At 42.6% G+C, this 25,285-nt stretch carries 20 protein-coding genes and 1 tRNA gene; 11 read left to right on the forward strand and 10 right to left on the reverse strand.

Features of this window, described 5'->3' with window-relative positions; genetic code table 11:
* Positions 1-709 precede the first annotated feature (709 nt).
* The 8 genes from MTF66_RS36885 to cysG all read right to left on the reverse strand — a co-directional run bounded on the left by MTF66_RS36885 (position 710) and on the right by cysG (position 9,415).
* A complete protein-coding gene (locus MTF66_RS36885) occupies positions 710-1,972 on the reverse strand; it encodes an aromatic amino acid transport family protein (protein ID WP_058586652.1) in 1,263 nt (420 codons plus the stop codon).
* 153 nt (positions 1,973-2,125) lie between these two features.
* Entirely contained in the window at positions 2,126-2,317 is a 192-nt protein-coding gene (locus MTF66_RS36890; RefSeq protein WP_248530204.1) for a hypothetical protein, read from the reverse strand.
* Between the two features lie 172 nt (positions 2,318-2,489).
* Positions 2,490-3,260: a 3'(2'),5'-bisphosphate nucleotidase CysQ gene (gene cysQ, locus MTF66_RS36895; RefSeq protein ID WP_055199437.1), complete on the reverse strand. Its 771-nt coding sequence runs from the start codon at positions 3,258-3,260 to the stop codon at positions 2,490-2,492.
* Between the two features lie 3 nt (positions 3,261-3,263).
* Positions 3,264-3,860 (reverse strand): adenylyl-sulfate kinase, encoded by a 597-nt coding sequence (gene cysC, locus MTF66_RS36900; protein ID WP_248530205.1) that lies wholly within the window; start codon positions 3,858-3,860, stop codon positions 3,264-3,266.
* A gap of 14 nt (positions 3,861-3,874) precedes the next feature.
* The gene (locus MTF66_RS36905) at positions 3,875-5,602 is read right to left on the reverse strand and encodes an SLC13 family permease (protein ID WP_248530206.1); all 1,728 of its coding nucleotides are present in this window, start codon (positions 5,600-5,602) and stop codon (positions 3,875-3,877) included.
* A gap of 32 nt (positions 5,603-5,634) precedes the next feature.
* Positions 5,635-7,059: a sulfate adenylyltransferase subunit CysN gene (gene cysN, locus MTF66_RS36910; protein WP_248530207.1), complete on the reverse strand. Its 1,425-nt coding sequence runs from the start codon at positions 7,057-7,059 to the stop codon at positions 5,635-5,637.
* Positions 7,059-7,958 (reverse strand): sulfate adenylyltransferase subunit CysD, encoded by a 900-nt coding sequence (gene cysD, locus MTF66_RS36915; protein WP_054564008.1) that lies wholly within the window; start codon positions 7,956-7,958, stop codon positions 7,059-7,061. Before cysD ends, cysN begins: the two co-directional genes overlap by 1 nt.
* Before the next feature lie 35 nt (positions 7,959-7,993).
* Entirely contained in the window at positions 7,994-9,415 is a 1,422-nt protein-coding gene (gene cysG / locus MTF66_RS36920) for a siroheme synthase CysG (protein WP_248530208.1), read from the reverse strand.
* A 271-nt stretch (positions 9,416-9,686) separates the two neighbouring features.
* On the opposite strand from cysG, the gene deoC reads away from it, so the two are divergent.
* Genes deoC through MTF66_RS36935 form a run of 3 tightly spaced genes read left to right on the forward strand, consistent with a single transcriptional unit; the run spans position 9,687 to position 11,787 of the window.
* Positions 9,687-10,430 carry a deoxyribose-phosphate aldolase gene (deoC, locus tag MTF66_RS36925; protein WP_248530209.1) on the forward strand — a complete coding sequence of 248 codons (744 nt, stop codon included), beginning with the start codon at positions 9,687-9,689 and terminating at the stop codon, positions 10,428-10,430.
* Complete coding sequence (locus tag MTF66_RS36930; protein WP_054554823.1) at positions 10,420-10,920, forward strand: hypothetical protein; 501 nt, start codon at positions 10,420-10,422, stop codon at positions 10,918-10,920. Before deoC ends, MTF66_RS36930 begins: the two co-directional genes overlap by 11 nt.
* An 18-nt stretch (positions 10,921-10,938) precedes the next feature.
* Positions 10,939-11,787, forward strand: coding sequence for an SPFH domain-containing protein (locus tag MTF66_RS36935; RefSeq protein ID WP_054564005.1), 849 nt, complete (start codon positions 10,939-10,941; stop codon positions 11,785-11,787).
* Positions 11,788-11,827: 40 nt separating this feature from the next.
* On the opposite strand, the gene MTF66_RS36940 is transcribed toward MTF66_RS36935, so the two are convergent.
* Both MTF66_RS36940 and MTF66_RS36945 read right to left on the reverse strand, forming a co-directional pair.
* Positions 11,828-12,961 carry a CsgG/HfaB family protein gene (locus tag MTF66_RS36940; RefSeq protein ID WP_058586659.1) on the reverse strand — a complete coding sequence of 378 codons (1,134 nt, stop codon included), beginning with the start codon at positions 12,959-12,961 and terminating at the stop codon, positions 11,828-11,830.
* A 125-nt stretch (positions 12,962-13,086) separates the two neighbouring features.
* Positions 13,087-16,977, reverse strand: coding sequence for a hybrid sensor histidine kinase/response regulator transcription factor (locus MTF66_RS36945; RefSeq protein WP_248530210.1), 3,891 nt, complete (start codon positions 16,975-16,977; stop codon positions 13,087-13,089).
* 211 nt (positions 16,978-17,188) lie between these two features.
* Here MTF66_RS36945 and MTF66_RS36950 point away from each other — a divergent pair.
* The 8 genes from MTF66_RS36950 (at position 17,189) to rpoB (ending at position 25,245) form a co-directional block, all read left to right on the forward strand.
* Positions 17,189-17,265, forward strand: a tRNA-Trp gene (locus tag MTF66_RS36950).
* Between the two features lie 132 nt (positions 17,266-17,397).
* Positions 17,398-17,775 (forward strand): preprotein translocase subunit SecE, encoded by a 378-nt coding sequence (gene secE / locus MTF66_RS36955; RefSeq protein ID WP_036971579.1) that lies wholly within the window; start codon positions 17,398-17,400, stop codon positions 17,773-17,775.
* Positions 17,776-17,779: 4 nt separating this feature from the next.
* Complete coding sequence (gene nusG / locus MTF66_RS36960; RefSeq protein ID WP_058586661.1) at positions 17,780-18,337, forward strand: transcription termination/antitermination protein NusG; 558 nt, start codon at positions 17,780-17,782, stop codon at positions 18,335-18,337.
* A gap of 214 nt (positions 18,338-18,551) precedes the next feature.
* Positions 18,552-18,980, forward strand: coding sequence for a 50S ribosomal protein L11 (gene rplK, locus MTF66_RS36965; RefSeq protein ID WP_054554827.1), 429 nt, complete (start codon positions 18,552-18,554; stop codon positions 18,978-18,980).
* Between the two features lie 4 nt (positions 18,981-18,984).
* A complete protein-coding gene (gene rplA / locus MTF66_RS36970) occupies positions 18,985-19,689 on the forward strand; it encodes a 50S ribosomal protein L1 (RefSeq protein WP_054564002.1) in 705 nt (234 codons plus the stop codon).
* 319 nt (positions 19,690-20,008) lie between these two features.
* Entirely contained in the window at positions 20,009-20,503 is a 495-nt protein-coding gene (gene rplJ, locus MTF66_RS36975; RefSeq protein ID WP_175080873.1) for a 50S ribosomal protein L10, read from the forward strand.
* A gap of 81 nt (positions 20,504-20,584) precedes the next feature.
* Positions 20,585-20,947: a 50S ribosomal protein L7/L12 gene (rplL, locus tag MTF66_RS36980; RefSeq protein ID WP_054554830.1), complete on the forward strand. Its 363-nt coding sequence runs from the start codon at positions 20,585-20,587 to the stop codon at positions 20,945-20,947.
* A 272-nt stretch (positions 20,948-21,219) separates the two neighbouring features.
* Positions 21,220-25,245 carry a DNA-directed RNA polymerase subunit beta gene (gene rpoB / locus MTF66_RS36985; RefSeq protein WP_248530211.1) on the forward strand — a complete coding sequence of 1,342 codons (4,026 nt, stop codon included), beginning with the start codon at positions 21,220-21,222 and terminating at the stop codon, positions 25,243-25,245.
* Positions 25,246-25,285: the final 40 nt, after the last annotated feature.

The raw sequence follows: 25,285 nt of genomic DNA on the forward strand, positions 1-25,285 counted from the left end.
GTGAAAGTAGGTCATCGCCAGGCTCCAAATAAGAGAAAGCCCGATTCGAAAGAGTCGGGCTTTTTTGCGTCTGGAGCAATCCACACAACGTGCCCTATTCATTCTTGAGGTAGGTTGGGTAGAGCACAGCGAAACCCAACATGAGTTAGCGAGTTGCAAGTTAGCAAGGGTAAAGTTGAACTGTGGGGTTGTTTAGTACAGAGTCACCCTCAGCACCCCCTGTTCATTCTCCAGGTAGGTTGGGTAGAGCGGAGCGAAACCCAACATGAGTTAGCGAGTTGCAAGTTAGCAAAGGTAAAGTTGAACTGTTTGGTTGTTTAGAACAGAGTCATTCTAAGCTCATCCTGTTCATTCTCCAGGTAGGTTGGGTAGAGCGAAGCGAAACCCAACATAATCCATGTGACCCTCTTCATAACCCATGATTAAAAGTTCTTAAAAATGTCTACTAGTCTAACAGGTTAGCGATCTCTAAAACGGCTTATTTCACCTTGCGCTAATTCGTCTTTTATTAATGAGCTTTACCTCTTCATTGTGCATGACGAATTACCACACTGTTGGGTTTCGCTTCGCTCTACCCAACCTACGGCAGACTTCCAAACTTTACTCTTTCAACTTTCCCCTTTCCCCTTTCTAACTTCACTCCCAACTCGCAAACTAAAAAAGCCCAGCCGGTTTCCCGGCTGGGCTTCTATATCTAACAATGATGAGATTACTTAATCATGCTGTAGATAAGCGCAAATACGGCTAGAGAGCCAACTGTTAATACGAACAGTGTGCTTAAGCGGTTTCTGTATTTGTGTAAGCTAGGTACTTTATAAACGGCAATCATCGGCATGATGAAAAGGATCATGGCGATGATAGGGCCTGATAGCTGATCCATCATGTCTAAAATACTTGGGTTGATCACTGAGCAATACCAAATAGCGAAGAACATGATAACAGTGCCAATCTTATCGACGAGTTTAGGGTTCATATGGGCTTGCTTACTAACAAGGCCGTTGAAGCTTTCACGGGCACCTAAGAAGTGACCTAAGAACGAAGAGGTAATTGCAATAAAGGCAACTAATGGCCCTAAGGTCGCAATAAACGAGTTATCAGTGATATTGGCAAGGAATGACAAGATAGACACGTTATCAGCTTTTGCTTGTACCATTTGCTCAGTAGATAGTGACAACACACATGAGAATACAAACAGTAAAACAAACACGATTAATAGTAGGCTTGTACGCTTCAGAATTGCTTCTGACTTCATTTTAGCATTGTTGCCATAGTGAGCACGTTGTACATGTACAAAGCTTGATATCGCAGCTGCGTGGCTAAATGAGAATACTATGATAGGTATTGATAACCAAAGTGTTTTCATGAAGCCAGAAAACTCAGGTACTGTTACATCTGGCATTTGCCAGCTTGGGATCAAGTAAATCGATAAGAAAAACAAGATGGCGACAAGCGGATAAACAAGGATTGAAAAGGCACGTAACATCAGTGCTTCACCACCTAGCATTAAGCTGATCATACCGCCAACGAGCACACCAGATAACAGTACGCGTGGTGGAGATTCCATACCTAATTGATTAACGATAAAGCTATCAACAGTATTTGTTAATCCAACACCATAAATAAGTAAGATAGGGAAGATAGAGAGAAAATACAGTAAAGATATTAAGCGCCCTGCATTAATGCCAAAGTGTTCTTCTACAACATCGGTAAAATCCGCTTCAGGCTTTTTTGATGATAAAACAAATCGGGCTAAGCCTCTGTGAGCTAAGTAGGTCATCGGAAAGGCAAGACATGCCATGATAATCAAAGGCCAAAACCCACCGATACCGATATTAATTGGTAAGAATAAGATCCCTGCACCGACTGCGGTGCCAAATAAACTTAATACCCACTGGGTGTCATGAAGGTTCCATTTTGAGTTACTACTTGTTGTCGATGCATCATACGGCATAGCATCTTGATGTGTGTTCATTAGCACTCCACTATTAGAATAATAATTGTCGCGCAGCATATAGAAAAGCGATTAAGAATGCATGTTTTAGCGTTGTATTTAGATAACTATGCTGTAAGGAGAGACTTACAAAGGAAGGTGGCAGGGCTTATTTATAAAGCCCTGTTGTGGTATTTATTCTGCTGCTGCAAGTGCGCGAGCTTTAATGTCTGCGGCAAATGCTAAACCTTTCTTGAAACGCGCCTCAGCTGCTGTGATTTCGTCTTCATCGCCATTAGCAGCAAGCACCCCTTGCGAAAGGGCTTTATAAAGTGCGCTAATTTGGGCCTCGTAGCCGGCTTCAATTGCTTTTTCAACAGTCGTCATGGTTATTCCTTTAATAGTTTGAGAGAGCAAAATACTATAGGAACAAAGGCTTATTGGCTAGGTTAAACTGATTGTAAAATAAGGAAGTATTAAAGGGGCTAGAGTTAAGATGACAGGATAGATGCTGGGTTTCGCTACGCTCTACCCAGCCTACGATATTTAACGGAACGCTCTAGTTCTGTAATGCCGATACGACAAAAAACGGATTCAGATACTCTTCTTTACTGTTATACAGTAGTGGGCTGCCATCGAGTTTGCTAACCGTTGCGCCTGCTATTTCGGCAATCGCATGACCTGCTCCGGTATCCCACTCACAGGTTGGGCCAAGGCGAGGGTATATATCAGCACTACCTTCGGCAACAAGGCAAAGTTTTAGCGAGCTGCCCTTTGAAACCATTTCTACATCTTCAAACTGTTTTACAAATTCAGCTAAATCAGGAGATGGGTGTGAACGGCTGCCGACAACACGAATAAGCCCTTTATTTGGCTTACGAGTTACCTTAAGTTCAATGCGCTCATCACCTTTATCTTTAAAGGCACCAATTGCCTCTGCGGCAATATACGACACACCTAATGCCGGTGCATCAACAACAGCTAATACCGGTTTACCCTTTTCAATCAAGGCAATGTTCACTGTAAACTCGCCATTCTTTTTGATGAACTCTTTGGTGCCATCAATTGGGTCTACTAACCAGTAGCGGTGCCAAGTTTGACGAATATCCCAGCTAATATCAGCGCTTTCTTCGCTTAGAATTGGTACATCTGGAGTAAGATGTTGTAAGCCATTCACAATCACTTTGTGAGCTGCTAGGTCGGCGTCGGTCACTGGGCTTTCATCCGCTTTGTACTCAACATTAAAGTCCTTTTCGTAAATCCCCATTATTGCACTGCCGGCTTGGCGTGCGAGGAGTAAGATTTCTTCTAGCAGTTCCGTTTGATTCATGACTTAACCTATAATGTGCTGTTGTTTTAAATACGCTACCAGTTCTTGCACCGATTGGTCTAGAGTGTTTTTACTGGTATCGATTTTAATTTCTGGCGAGGTAGGGATTTGATAGTCTGAGTCGATACCAGTGAAGTGCTTAATTTCACCTGCACGCGCCTTTTTATAAAGCCCTTTAGGATCTCGGGTTTCACACACATCGAGCGGGGTATCTAAAAATACCTCAATAAACTCACCATCCTCTACTAAGTTTCTTACCATATCGCGTTCGCTTTGAAACGGCGAAATAAATGCGGTTAATACCACAAGACCGGCATCGACCATTAGCTTTGCAGTTTCACCAACGCGGCGAATGTTTTCCACGCGGTCTTCATCTGTAAAGCCAAGATCTTTACACAAGCCATGACGCACATTGTCACCATCGAGTAGATAGGTGTGAACGCCTAACTGGTTTAATGCGCTTTCTAGAGCATTAGCAACTGTGCTTTTGCCTGAACCTGAAAAGCCAGTGAACCATAGAATGGTTGGCTTATGTTTTTTTTGCTCACTACGCTGTGATTTACTAATAGCGTAATTATGCCAAACGATATTTTCATCCATTGTCTTTACTCTCGTTATTGAAATGGGAATACCAGTGGTATAAGTATTAATACTGTAATCGAGTAAATAATCGATAAAGGTAAGCCCATGGCAATGTAATCTTTAAGGCGGTAATTTCCCGCACTGTAAACCATCAAGTTAGTTTGATAACCAAATGGCGAAATGAAGCTAGCTGATGCACCAAATGCGACAGCCATAATAAAAGGCAAAGGTGATACATCAAAACCAACGGCGAGTGCATACGCTACCGGAAATGAAAGTGCGGCAGCTGCATTATTGGTAATGAGTTCGGTAAATAAAACCGTCATTAAAAATATTGCGATAAATGCCCCGTAAGGCCCAAAATCACCTAATACGAATAACATGGCTGATGAAATTTCACCGGCAAGGCCTGTGCCTATCATGAGTTTGGCAAGGCCAATAGCACTACCCACTACTGCGAGTAACTCAATCGGAAAACGACGTTTTACTTCACTTAGCTTGATTGTGCCAGTTAGCATTAAGCCGATAAGAAGAACGAGTAGGCCTTTTACTAATGGTACTAGGCCAACAATACTTAACCCCAATACGGCTGCAAAACTTGCCAACACAATATTTGATTGCTTAGATTTTAAATGGGTTTGTAAATCAAGGCCTGATATATAAACGAACTCACGTTTTAAATTAGGTAGCGAGTAAAACTCTTTGCCAGGCGCAAGGATCAATGAATCACCCGCTTGCAATTGAACTTTACCTAAGCCGCCTTGTAAACGGTCATGGCCGCGGCGAATAGCAATAACGGCTGCATGAAATTGTTCACGAAAGCGAACTTCTTTAATTGTTTTACCAATGTATTTTGAAGAATGGCTCACAACGACTTCAACTAGGTGCTCAACATCTTTTTCATGTTTGTCGTGAACAACTTTTAAGCCATCAAATCGGGTAAGCAGAGGCACTGACTTTATATCACCTACAAAAAGTAATACGTCACCTTCTTTGATAACTTGTTTTGGTGTAACTGCGCAAATACGTTTATCACCACGAATAATTTCAGCTAAGAACAAGTCTTTTAATTCGCGAAGGCCATTTTCCTCAACACTTTTACCAATTAGCTTTGAGCCGGTTTCTACTTTACCTTCAAGGTAAAAGGGGACGACTTCTTGGTTATTTTTACCGTTGTCTGGTAAATACCTGAGCATCACTAAAATAGTGATAAGGCCGACGCTCAATGCGCCTAAACCAATCAAAGTAAAATCAAAAAAACCAAGTGGCTCCATGCCCGCTTCAACGGCAAAGCCATTAACAATTAAATTGGTTGAAGTACCAATCAGGGTGATCGTGCCACCTAAAATAGCAGTGTACGATAAAGGTAATAAAAGCTTAGACGGTGAATGTGTCGGGCTTTCTTTTATCGAGCTAATCAGTGATGCCACTACCGCAGTATTATTGGTAAATGATGATAAAAAGGCGGTTGATAAACCAAGCTTGGTCACCGAACTTGTCAGGCTGCCTTTCGAAAGAGACTGAGCAAGTTTTTGTACTAACGTGGTTTTTTCTACAGCTATCGAAACGAGTACAAGTAGAATAAGGGTGATTAAAGAAGGGTTTGCATAGTTAATTAGCATATCTTCAAGGCTTATTAGCCCTGCTAAATAACTAATACCAATGGCGCCGACAAATAACCATGCAGGTTTTAGTCGAGTGCCAAAAAGGCACCCCACTAATACCAGCATAATGCCTGTTAATACCAGCTGTTGATACATGCTTTTTACTTCCTATAACAGGCGAATAGTGATTATTTAAGCTTAGTTATATCAAGCGCTTGCCAATGAGGGAAGTGCTTGCGTACTAAGGCATTAAATTCAACTTCAAAGTCGCTAAAGCTACTTTGTTGTTCTTCAGTGCTAAGTAATTGCTCAATCATACCTGCCGCAACGGTTAGGTTTGATAGGCGGTCAATTAGGATAAACGAACCTGTTTCATGGTTGTTGTGGTACTCATCAGCCAAAATTGTTTCTGTAAGCTCTAAAGTTACAATCGCAATTTCGTTCAGTTGTAATGAGTCTGCTTGACCATGCTCAAGGGTATTTACATCAATCGTGTGATCGATTTTTCTTACCACTGCCGAGGTATTTTTGCTGCCTAACTTAAAGTTGTAGCTTTTACCTAGTACTAACGGTGCTTCATGCATCCATACTAATTTAGCTTGAATACGGTTTGTAACAGCGGCTTTTGAAGCGGCTGGCACAATCACATCGCCACGGCTGATATCAATTTCGTCGTTTAACGTTAAAGTGATTGCTTGGCCTGCTTGTGCTGTATCTAAGTTGCCATCGAAAGTCACAATCTCTTTGATGCTTGAGCTTTTACCTGATGGTAATACTTTTACCGCATCACCCACGCTGAACTTGCCAGACGTTAAAGTACCTTGGAAGCCTCGGAAGTCTAGGTTAGGGCGTACCACATATTGCACCGGAAGACGTGCTTCAAAACCGTTATCAAGTTCATCAGCTGGCGAGTCTTCAAGTAACTCAAGTAGTGGTTTATCAGTGTAGTAAGGTGTGTGCTCTGAGCGTGTAACTACGTTGTCACCTTTAAGCGCTGACATAGGCACAAACTTGATATTAGTAACGTTTAGTTGCTCTGCAAACTTAAGGTAATCCGCTTTGATTTTCTCATATACGGTTTCATCGAAATCGACGATATCCATCTTATTGATAGCAACAACAAACTGCTTAATACCTAGTGAGTCACAGATAAAGCTATGACGCTTAGTTTGTACTTGTACGCCGTAACGAGCGTCAACTAAGATAATTGCCACATCACTGGTTGATGCGCCGGTCACCATGTTGCGCGTGTACTGCTCATGTCCTGGCGTATCAGCAATAATGAACTTACGTTTTGCTGTTGAGAAGTAACGATAAGCAACGTCAATGGTAATACCTTGCTCACGTTCAGCTTGAAGACCATCTACAAGAAGTGCTAAATCAAGCTCTTCACCGGCATTACCGACTTTTTCATTGTCTTTATGCAGGGCTGCAAGTTGGTCTTCATAAATTTGGTGACTGTCGTGTAAAAGGCGGCCAATCAGCGTTGATTTACCGTCATCCACACTACCACAGGTCAGCATGCGTAAAAGGCTTTTGTCTTGTTGGCGAGCAAGGTAGGCGTCGATACCTAACTCTCTTACTTCATTAATCGTGTCGTTTGTTTTAGACATTAGAAATAGCCCTCACGTTTTTTCTTTTCCATTGAACCAGCAGAGTCGTGATCAATCACGCGGCCTTCACGCTCAGAAGAGGTTGAAAGCAGCATCTCTTCAATAATTTCAGTTAAGGTACCTGCATTTGATTCCACAGCACCTGTTAGTGGGTAACAACCAAGGGTACGGAAACGGACAGATTTCATTTGTGGTACTTCGCCTTCTTCTAATGGCATACGCTCATCATCAACCATGATTAGCGTGCCGTTACGCTCAACGACTGGGCGTTCTTTAGCAAGGTAAAGTGGAACCATTTCAATGTTTTCTTGGTAGATATACTGCCAAATATCAAGTTCAGTCCAGTTAGATAGCGGGAATACACGAATGCTTTCGCCCGGGTTAACTTGGCTGTTATAAGTATTCCAAAGCTCTGGACGTTGGTTTTTTGGATCCCATCTGTGGTGTTTATCACGGAATGAGTACACACGCTCTTTAGCACGTGATTTCTCTTCGTCACGGCGTGCCCCACCAAACGCAGCATCAAAGCCGTATTTATCTAACGCTTGCTTTAAGCCTTGCGTTTTCATGATGTCAGTGTGCTTTGCTGAGCCGTGTACAAATGGATTGATATCAATCTCTAACCCTTCAGGATTTTTGTGGACGATTAAATCAAAGCCATACTCTTTAGCTAAGCGGTCACGAAACTCGATCATTTCCTTAAACTTCCAGTTGGTATCAACGTGTAAAAGTGGAAATGGGATCTTTGCTGGATAAAACGCTTTACGCGCTAAGTGTAATAACACTGATGAATCTTTACCGATTGAGTAAAGCATCACCGGGTTTTCAAACTCAGCAGCAACTTCGCGCATGATTTTGATACTTTCAGCTTCTAATTGCTGAAGGTGTGTTAAAGCCATTGTTAGTCGTCCTACTAAAATGATTAAAAGTTAAATTAAGCTACGCCAGTAATTGGCTGGGCAAAGCTGCTGGTTTGCTCTGTTTGACCAAACCATGCAAGCTGATGATGCAATGATGCAACTTCGCCAATAATTAATAAGGCGGGTGAAATAATGCTATGACGCGAAATCAAGTCGGCCAGCTCACCTAATTGCCCTGTAACCACGCGTTGTTCTTTACGTGTGCCGTTTTCGATAATGGCAACGGGGGTATCTGCACCGCGGCCATGTTTTAATAGTTGTGCTTGAATATGCGGTGATTTAATCACTCCCATATAAATCGCTAAGGTCTGATTTGGCTTGGCAAGTGACTGCCAATCTAATTCTTGACCATCTTTTTTACAGTGGCCCGTTACAAACTGAATAGCTTGTGCATGATCTCTGTGAGTAAGTGGAATGCCTGCATAAGCGCTACAGCCTGCAGCAGCAGTAATACCCGGTACGATTTGGTAACGCACTTTGTTAGCAGCTAGCACTTGTACTTCTTCACCACCACGACCATAAATAAACGGGTCGCCGCCTTTAATACGGCATACTTTTTTGCCTTGCTTGGCAAAATCGACCAACATCTGGTTGATATCTTCTTGCGCTACGCTGTGATCGCCTAAACGTTTACCTACGCAAACTAGGTCGGCATCACGGCGTACTAAATCCATAATTTCATCAGAAACTAAGTAGTCATATACAACTACGTCGGCTTGTTGCATTAACTGCAGTGCTTTTAAGGTTAATAGCTCAGGGTCACCTGGGCCTGCACCTACAACATACACTTCGCCTTCTGGTTCTGGCTTTGCATCTAACAATTGCTCTAACTGCGCTGTTGCAGCTTCGGAATTACCCGCTTGGACTTTGCTTACAACTGATGAATCAAATACGCCTTCCCAAAACTGGCGGCGGTCAGCAAAGTGTTTAAAGCGTTGTTTTACTTTGTCACGAAAGCTACCAACTAATGTAGCAAGTGGACCAATATGCTGTGGAATAAGCGTTTCGAGTTTTTCGCGTAAACGACGTGCTAATACTGGCGCTGTGCCTGCGCTTGAAATTGCAATTGTGATTGGATCACGGTCAACAATTGATGGAAAAATAAAGCTGCACTTAGGTTGATCATCCACCACGTTAACGAAAATATTGCGCGCATTAGCAAGTTCGAACACATCTTTGTTAACGCTGTCTATATCAGTTGCAGCGATTACCAGCATTTGCTGATCTAAATACTGTTCTTTGAAAAAGTCGTTAATGAGTGTTACATCACCTTGTTCAGCAAGTTCTCGAAGTTCATCACAAAATTCAGGGGCGACTAGCGTCACATGAGCACGCGCTTTTAAAAACGCACGGCATTTGCGTAACGCGACATCTCCACCGCCGACTACCAGCACAGGTTTGTCGTCTAATTTGGTAAAGATTGGTAAATATTGCACTTTGTTCTCACCCCTAAAACACATCAAGAAACTGCTTATTGCAGGCAAGCAGAATATAGTGCTCTAAAAAAAGTAAAAAATAATTAAAACCAAGTTTATATAACTAAAAGTTATACCAGGTGGTTTGTTTTGGCTTAAGACTTAGTTAACAAGGGATTGCGGCGAGTTACAAGTAAATAAGCAGCCTTATGGTGATTAGTTATGATTTATAGCCGAATGATAAAAATTTGCTACTATAGGTCACTAATATGGCAACACAAATATAAGAGCTATGACTAAAATGCAAACAAGCGCTGCCCAAGCGGTGGCACTGATGGACTTAACAACTCTGAATGACAGCGACACAACAGAAACCATTAATAACTTGGTTGCCAGTATTGAGCCTAAGTTAGGCATTCCCGCAGCGGTCTGTGTGTATAGCCAGTTTGTAAGCGACGCTAAACTGGCACTCGCTGAGCGCGAACTTCAGCAAGTCAAAGTGGCGACAGTCACTAACTTTCCTAGTGGGGATGAGCCGCTAGAGCAAGTGTTAAATGAAACTTTATTTGCCATTGAGCGCGGCGCTGATGAAATTGATTTAGTGATCCCCTATAAAGCGCTTATTGGTGGTGATGAGCGCAAAGTTTTAGAGTATGTCAAAGCGTCAAAAGAGGCATGTGGTACTCAAGCGCAGCTTAAAGTCATTATCGAAAGTGGCGAATTAAGCGATGACCTCATTGCGACAGCAACAAAGCTGGCAATTGATGGCGGCGCTGACTTTGTTAAAACCAGTACAGGTAAAGTGGCTGTTAATGCAACGCTAGCTGCAACAGACATCATGTTGAACAGCATAAAAGCGAGTGGCAAAAAGGTTGGTTTTAAGGCGGCAGGCGGGGTCAGAACAGTCACCGATGCTGCTGAGTATTTAGCTCTAGCTGAGTCAATTATGGGTGAAGCGTATTTACAACCTGAGCTATTTCGTTTTGGCGCTTCTGGGTTATTAAAAGATGTGTATGCAACATTAAATGAATCGTGAAAGTGAACAAGAGAAAATAGCGCTCGAGCACGGCGCAGCAAAGTTGTTTTTGCGCTGTTACGAAAAGCAGTTTGGCGTAAGTATGCGTAATATTTGGCATAACACGCCGAGCAAACCAGACGTGAGTTGTTATAAAGGTGATGAACGGCTTGATATTGAAGTCGCACATTTATATGCCAGCGAAACAGAAGCAATGGCGGTGTTAGGTCGGCCGCTGTCTATCTCAATGCAACGAGATCTCGCTGAAATGGCTTTAGCACCGAGTAACGAGCGTCTGCACTGTGCTTTGCATCGCTTGCTGGCACAAAAAGCTAAGAAACACTACGAGTCTACTCAGCCTTGGTTATTAATTCGAAATGCCAGTACTATATGGCATCTTGATGATTTTAAGTCAGTACTTACTCATCTTGATGTGCCTAAGCAGCATCCATTTCAACAAATTTGGTTGTTATGTGATTTTTATCGTGGTGAGTTATTACAAATTTTATAATGGAATGAGATAACAACAATGAAATTTAAACGTTCAGGGACGCAAACACTTCTATCGAGTGTTTTTCCAAGTTTAGCATTAGCAGGTTTAGTGGCTGTATCGCTCACGGCATGTACTAACCCAAGTACACCAGCGGGTGAAGAAGGTTACGTATTTGAAAAGCCGCGCGTGTTTGGTGAAGGCGGTTATCAAGGCACTATGATTGGCCCAGCTAATTACGGCATGTCTCTGTGGCGTAATCAGGTAATTAATATTGATATGCGCCCGAACACGTATACTGAAGCATTTAAAATCTTAGCTAACGATGACTTAAATATTAGTTTTGATTTTCATGCGGTCATTTCAATAGAAAGCGGCTCTGTCAGAGCGGTGGTTGAGCAATACGGTGGTGAAGATTGGTATCCGCGATTTGTTCGTGAAACATTTAGAACTTATGTGCGTGATATAGTGCAGCAATACGATAGTGGTGTGTTAAAAACTAATCGCGAGAAAATAGCAGCAGAAGTAACAGCTCGGTTAAAAGCGTATTTAGAGCCAACGCCATTTAAGCTCGCCAATGTCGTAGTGGGAAATATTAACTATCCGGCTATTGTTGCTAATGCTGTTGAGAAAAAGTTGGCTGCACAACAATTACTGTCTGAAAAAGAAACGCAAAAAGAAATTGCACGAAAAGATGCTGAGATACGTGTAGAAGAAGCGAAAGGTATTGCACAGGCACAAAAAATTATTAATGCCACTTTGACGCCAAATTATCTACAACATGAAGCTATTAATGCGCAGTTAAAGATGGCTGAGTCACCTAACCATACAACAGTTTACATTCCTGTTGGTAACAATGGTGTACCACTGGTGAAAGGTACAAACTAAGGTTTTAAACAGCCAGTGCGGGCACTGGCTGTTAGTTTGCTTAGTTAAATTTAAACATACTGCCAAAGCTTTCTAAACTTGATTTGTTCGTTTTGGCAATACACCCTGAATCATCAAGAGACTTCTTAGTTGTCTCATCAGCAAGGCCTGTCACTTTCAGCTGTTTTTCTTGCTGATACTCAGTGAGAGCAATCACCGTTGCTTCATCGTACTCTACGTCTTCTATTTCATATTCTTCGTAGTGAGGCTGCCTTTTCAAATAACCCAAACAAACCAAGTTTAGTCGTGACATCGCTAAGTCTGTTTTTTCGTAGTAAGGCATTCTGTGAGTAGGAACACTAACCGATGCAACTGGCTTTTTAGCAGGAGCTGCAGCTGCGGTTACTTTTAGTGGTGCAGGGGCTGTATGGCCTGCTGCAATGGTGTTATCGCTATTATAGCGATAATAAGTTGTTGGTACTTTTGATTCTAAAAACTCAACAGCTTTTACGATCACTTCGCGCAATGCTTTTTCTTTTGGTGTGTTTGACCAGCTACTTAAGTTACCACCAACAAGTGCGCCACCAAAATTGGTTGCTGCTGATGTAAAGTCAAAATCTTTACTGCCTCCCTCAACACTGGTAGCGGCTAAAATACGTGAAGTACGCGTGTCGATTAAGCGTAAATCTATCGCCATGTGCGAACTTGAAAAACCCGCCGATACCGAGCTAAATACATCGCCAATAAAGCCGCCACTGCCGACACGAGTGCCTGAGTTGTCATCATCAAACTCTGTGACTGCGGCAACCACAACAATTTCGGCTCCCTCTATTTCACCATACGCAGCACCTGATGCTGCACTCACGCGGCCTGATACAGCAAGGTCTTGTTCTGATAATACGGCATCAAGTGCTTGTCGCTCTAAAACAATAAAGCGATTGGTGCTAACTAATGCCGTTGTGAGTTGATCGGCCATACCTTCACCAATTTCTTTACGCCACCAACGTGAATCGTTTGATTTATCAGTAAAGCGGGCAACAGCGATCCGAGCTTTTGGGCCATTGTACTGCTGCTGTGCAACTTCGTTTATATCAGGGCTGTTGTTATTGCTGGTGGTTGTCGAAGTACTCTGGCATGCAGTCAGTGCCGCAGCAAGTAACGTAATCGAAATTGCTTTGTGTGTTTTGGTGAGCATATGACTTTCCTTAACTTATATCTCATGCAGTAAATAACGCCGCACTATGGGCTTTGTTGTTATTGACGTTTGTATGGATAAGCTATAAAAATCAGTGTTTTATTAATAGCACTCAGGCGAAAACTTTATTCACTGACGCGAAATTCGGCATGTTTTTGATATTTTTCTCGATACTGTTTTGGTGATAAACCAACATAGCTCTTAAAGCTTCGTGCAAAATAGCTTTGTGAACTAAAACCTGCTTGCTCTGCGACTTGACCAATTGCTAACGCGCTATCGATTAGCTGTTTTTTTGCAAACTCTAAGCGAGTATTACGCAAATAATCAGAAGGCGTTTGTGAGTACAAGGCTTTCATTTTTAGTTGCAGCGCACGGGGACTTAAACATAACGCAGAGGCTAGCTGCTCAACCGAGAAGCTTTCATCTTGGTAGTGTGCTTGTACTGTCTGCTTAAGCTTTTCAGTGAAGGAATAATCTTTATTTTGTACTGTTACAGCGGCTGTATCACTATTCAGAGGAGCTGCCAGTTGTGCTGTTAGGTGCTGGTTCAAAATTTGTCTTAGATTAAGCAGTCCTTTTACTCTGCTTACTAGTAGAGTCGGTTCAAAAGGTTTACTTAAAAAGTCATCAGCTAATAAATCCAGCCCTTTTAAGCGGCTGTGGGTATCTGCTTTAGCTGAAAGTAATAATACCGGAATGTGGCTGGTGGCCGGGTTTGCTCGAAGAGCTGCTAATAATTGATAGCCATCCATATTCGGCATCATCACATCACTGATAATGAGGTCAGGCAGGTCTGACTGACAAAGGTCGAGAGCTTGCTGACCATCAGCAGCACAGATACAGTTAAACTCGTTATTAAATAAAGAAAGGAGTAGCTCTGCCATTTCCTCATTATCCTCAACAATCAGCAATGTCTGTTGTGAGGTAAGAACTTGCGTAGCACTATTAATGTGCTTATCAGCACTTCCAACCATAGGCAATGATACAGTGAAGCAGCTACCTTCAGCGATGTTACTGCTTACACTGATAGAACCACCGTATTGTTCAACGAGCTGTTTTACTAAGCTCAGGCCAATACCACTACCTGGTTCTGACGATGTTAAGCGAGTAAAGCGCTGAAAAACAGACTGCTGATGCTCACTGGCAATACCCACACCGGTATCAGTAATTTTAAACTGTAACGCTTGTTGCACTTCACTAAGGTGAATATCGACTTTGCCACCTGCAGGGGTGTACTTCAGTGCATTGCTTATCAGGTTACTAAAAATCGAGTGGGCATGTTCAGGAGCAAGGTTAATCTTAAAGGCTTTAGTGGTGGTGTCAGTAAAGCTAAATTGCAGCTCTTTTTGCTCATATAGAGGCCTGAAATCCGCCACTAAATCTGTTAAAAATGGCGTAATAGCATAAGGGCTGACAGTGTAAATTGCCGTGCTTGGGCGTTGACTCAATTGTAAAAGTTGATTGATGAGCTCAAGTAAGCGCTGGCAGTTACGTTTGATACTGGCTAGTTGCGATTGAGCTTGAGAGTCTGCATTGCTTCGCTGTAACTGACTTACCGGCGCGAGTATTAAGCTAAGTGGTGTTTTGAGTTCGTGGCTAATGTTATCTAAAAATTGATCTTTTAATTTGTTTAACTCAATTTCGGTTTGCTTTTCTTGCTCAGCTAGTTTGCGCTTGTACAAGGCATTTAACACAAGCCAAGTCAGTGCTAAAGCAAACGTAAAGTAAATGCCGTAGGCTAATTTAGTTTGCCACCAAGGAGGCACAACAGTAAGCGCTAATAGCTGTGTACTGTCACTCCATTGGCCATATTGATCTTTTGCTTTTAGCAATAACTGGTAGTTCCCAGCAGGCAATTGCGGATAGTTAATTTGCCTAAGAGATGCATCGGTATATAAAAATTGCTCATCAAAGCCAGCTAGCTTGTAGCCATATTGATAATGTTTTGGAGTCGCACCATTTTTTAATGCACTAAATTTAAAGCCGATAACCCCCGCTGATTTTGCAAACGAGAATGTCTGAGTTGCACTAGCAAGCGCATTGGTTTGCTTATCAAAATGATTACTTTTAATTGCTCGGTTATTAAGTAATAACTCAGTTAACACTGGAGTAGGGGGAGTGTGCGATAAGGTTAGTTGCTCAGGGTAAAAATGATTGTAGCCATTAATACCACCAAAAAATAATTCGCCATCGTCAGCTTGAAAGCTCGCACCTAATATAAATGACTGGTGTTGAATACCATCTTCAGGCAAAAACTGCTGCATTTGCTGTGTGCTGGGGTTATAGCGAGTGATTCCGCCATTGGTTGCAAGCCAAAGCGTGCCTTGTTTATCGGCAAGAATGTCAAAAATATTGTCGTTAGCTAATCCTTGCTGCTCAGTTATGTGTTTCACTGTGAGGGTATGTTTATTGACCTGATTCAAGCCTTGCATGGTGCCAACCCAAATGCTGTCTTCACTGAGTAATAAAGAGGTAACCATATTGTGGCTAAGCCCTGTCTCGTTTGAACTTTGCTCATCTAATAAACTAAATTGCTCTGTTGAGATATCGAGTTTATTGAGCCCTGCTCGGGTACCAATCCATAGTGCGTGCTCTTCATTATCATAAGCCAAAGTAAATACGGTGTTATTGGCAAGGCTATTTTGCGCATCATTGTGCTGATAGTGAGTCACCTTGGCAGAGGTTGGTTCAAAGCGGGTTAAGCCTTGGTTACTACCTAGCCAAAGTGCACCTGTTTTGTCGCTGGTAATTGCGTAAACACGATCACTGGCTAGCTGGTGGCTTTGCATGGTGAAAGTTGTAAACTCATCAAGGCTGTCTTGATACATAATTAAACCGCTACCGTAAGTACCAATCCATAATTGCTGGTTAGCATCTTCGTGTAGGGCAAATATATTGTTATTAGGTAGGGCGTTTTTAAAGTGCTGATAACCAGACGTTGTTTTGAGATTTAGTCCATCGCGGGTGCCAACCCAGACCTCACCATTGGCTCTTTTAATTATTGAACGAACAAAGTTATGACTTAACGAATTAGCTTGAGAGGTTTTTAATTGATGAGAGAACTGTTGCTGCTTAGGATCGTAGCGGTGCACACCATAGCCATCAGTGCCCAGCCAAATAACATCTTGCGAGTCTTGAAAAAGAGAAAGCAGGTAGTCGCTGCTTAAGCCATTGGAATTTTGTTTGTCATGGCGATATTGAGTGAATTGCTCTTGTAAGTCAGCACCTGCAGGTAAAAGGTATAGACCTTGTCCATAGCTTGTAAGCCAAAGGTTTTGCTGTTGGTCAACGAGGCTGTCTGTTACCCAGGTTCCATTAAACTGTTCAATTTTTTCACTACTTTGCGTAGCTAAATTTAATATATAAAGACCTTTTTTAGCGCCAATAAGCAGCTTTTCGTCGTTAAGCAACTTGAGATGCCAGAGCGGCACGGAGATCTGAGCATGCTGAGTAAATTGCTCAGTAATTGGGTCAAATGAAATAAGCCCTTTATTTGTGGCAAGCCAAATTAGTTCATCGGTAATAACAATGTCTCGAACCAGTGGCTGCGCTGATTTATAGTGAAAGTGTGTAAAGCTATTATTTGATACATCAAAACGGGTTAACTTACCGTTTTCGTGGCCTAGCCACAGAACATCATCTTTAGCTAACGCCATAGACCAGATTTTATCTTCATTTAGGCTGTCGTGATGACGCGTAGAAAACACCTCAAACAGACCGGTTTTAGGGTTGAGTCTATTAAGCCCTTTGCTAGCAGTCGAAAACCATAGTTGGTTTTTACTATCTTTAACACAGCCGGTGATCCAGTTTCCTGAAATGCTTTTATGATCGCTGTTAGCTTTAAAACGCTTAAATTCATAACCATCAAAGCGATTTAAGCCACCTTGCGTGGCAAACCATAAAAAGCCTTGCTGGTCGGTGATGCTGCAAGTGATTGAATTTTGACTCAGGCCCTGCTGACTATTAAAAGTGCTAAGGTGTAAAGAACGTGCACTAGCCTGATTAGCTATTAACAAAATGAGGCATAACAATACAATATTAAAAGGGGATTTTAATAGCAGCACATTGATCCATGTTGTTTTTTTGTTCCTGTAATGGGTTTATAATAAACTGCTTTTTAATCAATGTTAATATTGATTTTTAAACGAACTGATGAGATTTTAACTAATGGGTATCTTTTACTCTTGTGTTAATGAATTGCGTAAGTATAATAGGCATCCACTTTGCAGGGGCGTAGTTCCAATTGGTAGAACAGCGGTCTCCAAAACCGACGGTTGGGAGTTCGAATCTCTCCGCCCCTGCCACTTTTTACACAATGTGTGCTAAGTCTGAAATTAAAAATCGGTTTAAACAAGTCAGTTTTTAAGTTTAGATTTTAATGGATTAACCCTGCCAGAGCGCAGGGTTGTTGTGTCTGTAGTTAAGGTAAAAATATTATGAGCACGAATGTAGAAACACCATCAAGTGCGATGGATTCAGTAAAGTGGATTGTAGCAATTGCGCTACTAGCAGGCGCAGTCGTTGGTAACCACATGTATGCAGACCAATCTGTATTATTACGTGCTATTGGTGTAGTGGTTGCTGTTGCAGCTGGTTTAGGCATTGCCTCACTAACTGAAAAAGGTCGTACTTTTCTTGCATTTGCAAAAGAAGCACGTATCGAAGTACGTAAAGTTGTGTGGCCAACTCGCCAAGAAACAACACATACGACATTAATTGTAATGGTTGCAACTGTGATTATGGCGCTTATCCTTTGGGGATTAGATGGCATTTTATTCCGCGCAGTAGGCTTTTTAACTGGATTGGAGATCTAATCCCATGTCGGATGAGAAGAACGAAAAGAAACTACGTTGGTACGTAGTACAAGCTTTCTCTGGTTACGAGAAGCGTGTAGCACAAACTATTCTTGAGCACATCAAGATCGAAGGTTTGGAAGATAGTTTTGGTGAAGTATTAGTACCAACTGAAGAAGTTGTTGAGATGCGCGCTGGTCAAAAGCGTAAATCAGAGCGTAAATTCTTCCCAGGTTACGTACTAGTTCAAATGGACATGAACGATGCAAGCTGGCACTTAGTGAACAGCACTGCACGTGTTATGGGCTTCATTGGTGGTACGTCTGATCGTCCAGCACCAATTAGCCAAAGAGAAGCTGACCGCATCTTAAACCGTCTTCAAGAGAACTCTGAGGCACCTAAGCCAGCTACATTATTCGAGCCAGGCGAAGTTGTTCGTGTTATCGATGGTCCATTTGCTGACTTCAGCGGTGTTGTTGAAGAAGTTGATTACGAGAAGAGCCGCGTAAAAGTGTCTGTTCTTATCTTCGGTCGTTCGACACCTGTTGACCTTGAATTTGGTCAAGTTGAGCAAGACAAGTAAGTAAAAAATTAAAGCAGCCAAAATCGTTTAATAATTTGGCAATATGCTTGAAAAAGGCCGCTGATTAACTTATAATCAGCGGCCTTTTTGTGTTAGGGCAAGTTACAACTTGTTTTATCACTAAAAAGTGAGAACCAATTTTTAAACTGGGAAGCCGTTAGAGTACGCGTCCTCGCGCGCACAAGGCTATGACCCACCAAATGAGGTATTTATTATGGCTAAAAAAGTTGAAGCTATTATCAAGCTACAAGTTGCCGCTGGTATGGCTAACCCTAGTCCTCCAGTAGGTCCAGCACTAGGTCAACACGGTGTAAACATCATGGAATTCTGTAAAGCGTTCAACGCACGTACAGAATCTATCGAAAAAGGCGCTCCAGTTCCTGTAGTGATCTCTGTTTACGGTGACCGTTCTTTCACGTTCGACATGAAAACTCCACCGGCTGCTTACTTACTTAAGAAAGCTGCAGGCATCAAATCAGGTTCTGGCCGTCCTAACACTGAAAAAGTGGGTACAGTAACTCGTGCTCAACTTGAAGAAATCGTTGAGACAAAACGACCTGACCTTACAGCGGCTGATATGGACGCTGCAGTTCGCACTATCGCAGGTTCTGCGCGTGCGATGGGCTTGAACGTAGAGGACTAAGATAATGGCAAAATTAACTAAACGTATGCGTACAATCCGCGAAAAAGTGGATGTAACTAAAGATTACGAAATCAACGAAGCAGTTGCTCTTTTAAAAGAGTTAGCGACAGCTAAATTCGTAGAAAGTGTTGACGTTGCTGTTAACCTTGGTATCGATGCTCGTAAATCTGACCAAAACGTTCGTGGTGCAACTGTACTACCTAACGGTACTGGTCGTGAAGTTCGTGTTGCTGTATTCACACAAGGCGCTAACGCAGATGCTGCGAAAGAAGCTGGTGCTGAATTAGTGGGCATGGAAGATCTTGCTGAACAAGTTAAGAAAGGCGAGATGAACTTTGACGTTGTTGTTGCATCTCCAGACGCTATGCGTGTTGTTGGTCAACTAGGTCAAATCTTAGGTCCACGTGGTCTAATGCCAAACCCTAAAACTGGTACTGTAACTCCTAACGTTGCAGAAGCAGTTAAAAACGCGAAAGCAGGTCAAGTTCGCTACCGTAACGACAAGAACGGTATCATCCATACTACTATCGGTAAGGTTGATTTCACTGCTGAGCAACTTCAACAAAACCTTGAAGCTCTTATTGTTGCGCTTAAGAAGGCTAAACCTTCTCAAGCAAAAGGTACTTACGTGAAGAAAGTAACTATCTCTACAACAATGGGCGCAGGTGTTGCTGTTGACCAAAACTCTCTAAGCACAGTTGTTGCTTAATTAAGAGTTTACATGGCGCGAAATTTGAACTATAATTTTGCGCCATTTTGTTGAGAAAGTTAATTTCGAAACAAGTAAAGAATTCGGGTTGAAGTCCATAATTTCGTAATGCCTTCGGGTAAAAACGATAAATTGGGCTTCCGTCCAAGACCGTAGGCGGCTTCGGCCTTAATATTTTACCTACGTAGACGGTGTGAATCCCCAGATAGATTTTTCCTAATCTTCTGGCTCTCGCCGTAAAAAGCATCTCCATCTTTGATGGGGAAGAGTAGAACAGGGAAGCCAATTTCGGCAACCCATTAAACCAGGAGTAACACCCATGGCTTTAAATCTTCAAGGCAAAAAAGCAATTGTTGCTGAAGTCAACGAAGCAGCCACTGGTGCTCTTTCTGCAGTTGTTGCAGATTCTCGTGGTGTAACAGTTGGTGCTATCACTGCCCTTCGTAAAGAAGCTCGTGAAGCTGGTGTATGGATGAAAGTTGTTCGTAACACTTTAGCTAAACGTGCTGTTGAAGGTACAGATTTTGAGTGCCTTTCTGACTCACTTGTTGGTCCAAGCTTAATCGCTTTCTCTTCAGAGCACCCAGGTGCTGCTGCGCGTATTTTTAAAGAATTCGCGAAGAAGAACGAGAAATTCGAAGTTAAGACGGCTGCATTTGAAGGTAACGTAGTAGACGCGGCTATGCTAGCAACTCTACCTACTTACGACGAAGCTGTTGCACGCTTAATGAGCGCTATGAAAGAAGCGTCTGCAGGTAAATTGTGTAAAACAATTGAAGCAGTACGTGTACAGAAAGAAGAGCAAGCTGCTTAATTTTAAGCTGTTTTTTTGTTCACTTTCGGTGTAATATTTTTTTTGGGCTATATTTAGTCCGTAATAATTAGGAAATTTGTAATGTCTGTAACTAAAGACCAAATCCTTGATGCTATTGCTGAAATGTCAGTAATGGACGTTGTTGCTCTAGTTGAAGCAATGGAAGAAAAATTCGGCGTAACTGCAGCAGCTGCTGTTGTTGCTGGTCCTGCTGCTGAAGCAGCTGAAGAAAAGACTGAGTTCGACGTAATCCTTACTGGCGCTGGCGCTAACAAGGTTGCAGCTATCAAAGCTGTACGTGGTGCTACTGGTCTTGGCCTTAAAGAAGCTAAAGCACTTGTTGAAGCTGCTCCTGCACCTATCAAAGAAGGTGTATCTAAAGAAGAAGCTGAAGCACTTGCAAAAGACCTTACTGAAGCTGGTGCTGAAGTTGAGGTTAAGTAATCTAGCTTTTGCTAGGTTCGCTGCCTGAGTAATCAGGCAAGGGCTGGTGATTATTTAATCACCGGCCTTTTTGCGCTATAGAGCGATGCAATCCTGTAACGCAAATAAAATCTAATTTTCTCTTTACTTTCAAGTTGTTACCTATTTTGGTGTTGAAAGTGTCAGAGCGAAATAGAACAACAATTTAATGTTGTACATCTTGGCTTAGATGCCAGTTAAGTCTGTTCTTACAAGAACAGGTCGGGTCAAAGATCAGCAAGCTGAGGAACCCCATGGCTTACTCTTATTCTGAAAAGAAACGTATCCGTAAGGATTTTGGTAAACGTCCACAAGTTTTGGATATACCTTTCTTACTGTCGACGCAGTTAGAATCGTTTAAAAAATTCTTAGTCCCTGACGCTGATGGCGATCACGGTTTGGAAGCTGCTTTCCGTTCTGTGTTTCCTATCAAAAGCTACTCGGGAAATTCTGAGCTTCAATACGTAAGTTATCGTATTGGTGAGCCAGTATTCGATGTAAAAGAATGTCAAATTCGCGGTGTGACTTATTCTGCTCCACTTCGCGTAAAATTGCGTCTTGTGGTGATGGACAAAGAAGCACCAGGCACAGTTAAAGACATTAAAGAGCAAGAAGTTTACATGGGCGAAATTCCGCTCATGACTGATACCGGTACCTTTGTTATCAATGGTACAGAGCGTGTTATCGTTTCTCAGCTACACCGTAGCCCTGGTGTATTCTTTGATAACGACCGCGGTAAAACTCACTCGTCAGGTAAAGTACTTTATAACGCGCGTGTAATTCCTTACCGTGGTTCATGGTTAGACTTCGAGTTTGATGCAAAAGATAACCTTTATGTACGTATTGACCGTCGTCGTAAATTACCGGCGTCAATCATCCTACGTGCACTTGAGTACTCAACGGATGAAATCCTAGAGATATTCTTCGATACAACTACGTTTGAAGTTGCTGACGGTAAAGTTCTTATGGAACTTGTTCCTGCACGCTTACGTGGTGAAACTGCCGCTTTTGATATCAAAGGCGAAGACGGTGAAGTCCTTGTTGAAGCGGGTCGTCGTATCACTGCGCGTCACATCAAGAACATCGAGAAAAAAGGTATTAACCAATTAGAAGTACCGCATGAGTACATCATTGGTCGTGTTGTAGCTAAAAACTATGTTGATGAGTCAACAGGTGAGATCATCGCAAACGCGAATGACGAGCTATCACTTGAGCTAATGGCTGAATTGGTTAAAGCAGGTCACACTAAGATTGATACACTATATATCAACGAAGTGGACAGCGGCGCCTACATGTCAGATACAATACGTATCGACACAACAAGCAACCGTTTAGAAGCATTAGTAGAAATTTATCGCATGATGCGCCCAGGCGAGCCACCGACGAAAGACGCGGCTGAAGCCTTATTTGATAACTTGTTCTTCTCTGACGAGCGTTACGATTTATCAACAGTTGGTCGTATGAAGTTCAATAGCCGTGTAGGTTATGACTCAGATACTGGCCCTGGCACATTATCGAAAGAAGACATCGTAGCTGTTATGAAAGTGCTTATCGCTATTCGTAACGGTGTTGGCGATGTTGATGATATCGACCACTTAGGCAACCGTCGTATCCGTAGTGTTGGCGAAATGGCTGAGAACCAATTCCGCGTTGGTCTTGTACGTGTTGAGCGTGCTGTACGTGAGCGTTTAAGCTTAGGTGACCTTGACGCTGTAATGCCACAAGATCTTATTAACGCTAAGCCTATTTCGGCTGCGGTTAAAGAGTTCTTTGGTTCATCTCAGTTATCACAGTTCATGGACCAAAATAACCCGCTTTCAGAAGTAACGCACAAGCGTCGTATTTCTGCATTAGGCCCGGGTGGTTTAACACGTGAACGCGCTGGCTTCGAAGTTCGAGACGTTCACGTAACTCACTATGGTCGTGTATGTCCAATCGAAACGCCTGAGGGTCCAAACATCGGTCTAATTAACTCATTGTCTACGTATGCACGTACGAATGACTATGGTTTCTTAGAAACACCTTACCGTAAAGTGGTAAACGGTGTAGTTACTGATGAAGTAGATTACTTATCAGCCATTGAAGAAGGTCAGTTTGTTATCGCTCAGGCGAACTCAAACTTGAACGAAAACAATGAGTTTGTTGATGAACTAATTCCATGTCGTCACAAAGGTGAATCAACCTTTATGGGCAAAATGGACCAGCAATATATGGATGTATCACCACAACAGGTGATCTCTGTAGCGGCAGCACTTATCCCGTTCCTAGAACACGATGATGCTAACCGTGCATTGATGGGTTCAAACATGCAACGTCAAGCCGTACCAACACTTATCGCGGACAAACCGCTGGTAGGTACAGGTATCGAGCTTACACTAGCGAAAGATTCTGGTGTAACTATCGTTGCTAAGCGTGGTGGTGAAGTAATGTATGCGGATGCAAGCCGCATCGTTGTAAATGTACATGAAGATGAGCGTATTCCAGGTGAAGCGGGCATCGATATTTACAACCTTACTAAATACACTCGCTCAAACCAAAATACATGTATTAACCAAAAACCAACTTGTATGGTTGGTGAGCCGGTAACACGTGGTGACGTATTAGCAGATGGTCCTTCGACTGACTTAGGCGACTTAGCACTTGGTCAAAACCTTCGCGTGGCATTCATGCCATGGAATGGTTATAACTTCGAGGATTCAATCCTACTATCTGAGCGTGTAGTTCAAGAAGATCGTCTAACGACTATCCACATTCAAGAACTACAATGTATCGCACGTGATACTAAATTAGGTCCTGAAGAGATCACAGCAGATATCCCTAACGTAGGTGAGTCTGCACTAGGCAAGCTTGATGAATCAGGCGTTGTTTATATCGGTGCTGAAGTTAAAGGCGGCGATATCCTAGTAGGTAAAGTGACTCCGAAAGGCGAAACGCAATTAACACCAGAAGAAAAGCTACTACGTGCTATCTTCGGTGAGAAAGCGTCAGACGTTAAAGACAGCTCTTTACGCGTACCAAACTCTGTAACTGGTACTGTAATCGACGTACAAGTTTTCACCCGTGATGGTGTTGAAAAAGATAAGCGTGCGTTAGAAGTTGAAGACATGCAGCTTCGCGAAGCGAAGAAAGACTTCAACGAAGAGTTCCGTATCTTAGAAGCAGGTGTATTAGACCGTGCTCGTAAGTTACTTGTTGATGCAGGTCTGAACGCAGATTCAATTGCATCACTAAATGCTGAAAAGCTGCTTACTCAAAGCCTTGCTGAAGAAGACAAGCAAGCTGAACTTGAGCAACTAGCTGCCCAGTACGATGAGCTTAAAGCTGAATACGATAAGAAGTTTGAAAACAAACGTCGTAAGATCACTCAAGGTGATGACTTAGCACCAGGCGTACTTAAGATTGTTAAAGTATACCTAGCTGTTAAACGTCGTATCCAACCGGGTGATAAGATGGCGGGTCGTCACGGTAACAAAGGTGTTATCTCGACTATCGTACCAGTAGAAGATATGCCATACGATGACAAAGGTCGTACGGTAGACATCGTTCTGAACCCGCTAGGTGTACCATCACGTATGAACATCGGTCAGATCCTAGAAACACACATGGGTCTTGCTGCACGTGGTGTGGGTGAGCGCTTAGAAGAAATGATGAAAGAGCAGCGTGAACTGCACGAAATCCGTAGCTTCGTTAAGAAAGTTTACGAATTAGGTGATTGTCGTCAGAAAGTTGATATCGACTCGTTCTCTGATGATGAAGTTCGTCGCTTAGCTGATAACTTGAAAGGTGGTTTACCGATCGCAACTCCAGCCTTTGATGGTGCTCGTGAAAGCGAAATCAAAGACTTACTAGAGCTTGGTGGTTATCCAAGAAGCGGTCAAGTTACACTTTATGATGGCCGTACTGGCGATCAGTTCGAACGTCAAGTAACTGTTGGTTACATGTACATGCTGAAACTTAACCACTTGGTTGATGACAAGATGCACGCACGTTCAACTGGTTCTTATAGCCTTGTTACTCAGCAGCCGCTGGGTGGTAAAGCTCAGTTCGGTGGCCAGCGTTTCGGTGAGATGGAGGTGTGGGCACTAGAAGCTTACGGTGCTGCATATACTCTACAAGAAATGCTAACAGTGAAATCGGATGACGTGAACGGTCGTACTAAGATGTATAAGAACATCGTAGATGGTAACCATAAGATGGAACCAGGTATGCCAGAATCGTTCAACGTATTGTTGAAAGAAATCCGCTCACTGGGTATCAACATCGAGTTGGAAGAAAATTAAGCCATTTAGGTGCGGCGTAAGCCGCACCTGTTAGGCCGAA

It is taken from the genome of Pseudoalteromonas sp. 2CM39R (assembly GCF_023161845.1).

Coding starts and splice junctions, on each gene's coding strand:
- MTF66_RS36885 (WP_058586652.1), bottom strand. CDS start 1,972: ATGAACACACATCAAGATGCTATGCCGTATGATGCATCGACAACAAGT.
- MTF66_RS36890 (WP_248530204.1), bottom strand. CDS start 2,317: ATGACGACTGTTGAAAAAGCAATTGAAGCCGGCTACGAGGCCCAAATT.
- cysQ (WP_055199437.1), bottom strand. CDS start 3,260: ATGAATCAAACGGAACTGCTAGAAGAAATCTTACTCCTCGCACGCCAA.
- cysC (WP_248530205.1), bottom strand. CDS start 3,860: ATGGATGAAAATATCGTTTGGCATAATTACGCTATTAGTAAATCACAG.
- MTF66_RS36905 (WP_248530206.1), bottom strand. CDS start 5,602: ATGTATCAACAGCTGGTATTAACAGGCATTATGCTGGTATTAGTGGGG.
- cysN (WP_248530207.1), bottom strand. CDS start 7,059: ATGTCTAAAACAAACGACACGATTAATGAAGTAAGAGAGTTAGGTATC.
- cysD (WP_054564008.1), bottom strand. CDS start 7,958: ATGGCTTTAACACACCTTCAGCAATTAGAAGCTGAAAGTATCAAAATC.
- deoC (WP_248530209.1), top strand. CDS start 9,687: ATGACTAAAATGCAAACAAGCGCTGCCCAAGCGGTGGCACTGATGGAC.
- MTF66_RS36930 (WP_054554823.1), top strand. CDS start 10,420: ATGAATCGTGAAAGTGAACAAGAGAAAATAGCGCTCGAGCACGGCGCA.
- MTF66_RS36935 (WP_054564005.1), top strand. CDS start 10,939: ATGAAATTTAAACGTTCAGGGACGCAAACACTTCTATCGAGTGTTTTT.
- MTF66_RS36940 (WP_058586659.1), bottom strand. CDS start 12,961: ATGCTCACCAAAACACACAAAGCAATTTCGATTACGTTACTTGCTGCG.
- secE (WP_036971579.1), top strand. CDS start 17,398: ATGAGCACGAATGTAGAAACACCATCAAGTGCGATGGATTCAGTAAAG.
- nusG (WP_058586661.1), top strand. CDS start 17,780: ATGTCGGATGAGAAGAACGAAAAGAAACTACGTTGGTACGTAGTACAA.
- rplK (WP_054554827.1), top strand. CDS start 18,552: ATGGCTAAAAAAGTTGAAGCTATTATCAAGCTACAAGTTGCCGCTGGT.
- rplA (WP_054564002.1), top strand. CDS start 18,985: ATGGCAAAATTAACTAAACGTATGCGTACAATCCGCGAAAAAGTGGAT.
- rplJ (WP_175080873.1), top strand. CDS start 20,009: ATGGCTTTAAATCTTCAAGGCAAAAAAGCAATTGTTGCTGAAGTCAAC.
- rplL (WP_054554830.1), top strand. CDS start 20,585: ATGTCTGTAACTAAAGACCAAATCCTTGATGCTATTGCTGAAATGTCA.
- rpoB (WP_248530211.1), top strand. CDS start 21,220: ATGGCTTACTCTTATTCTGAAAAGAAACGTATCCGTAAGGATTTTGGT.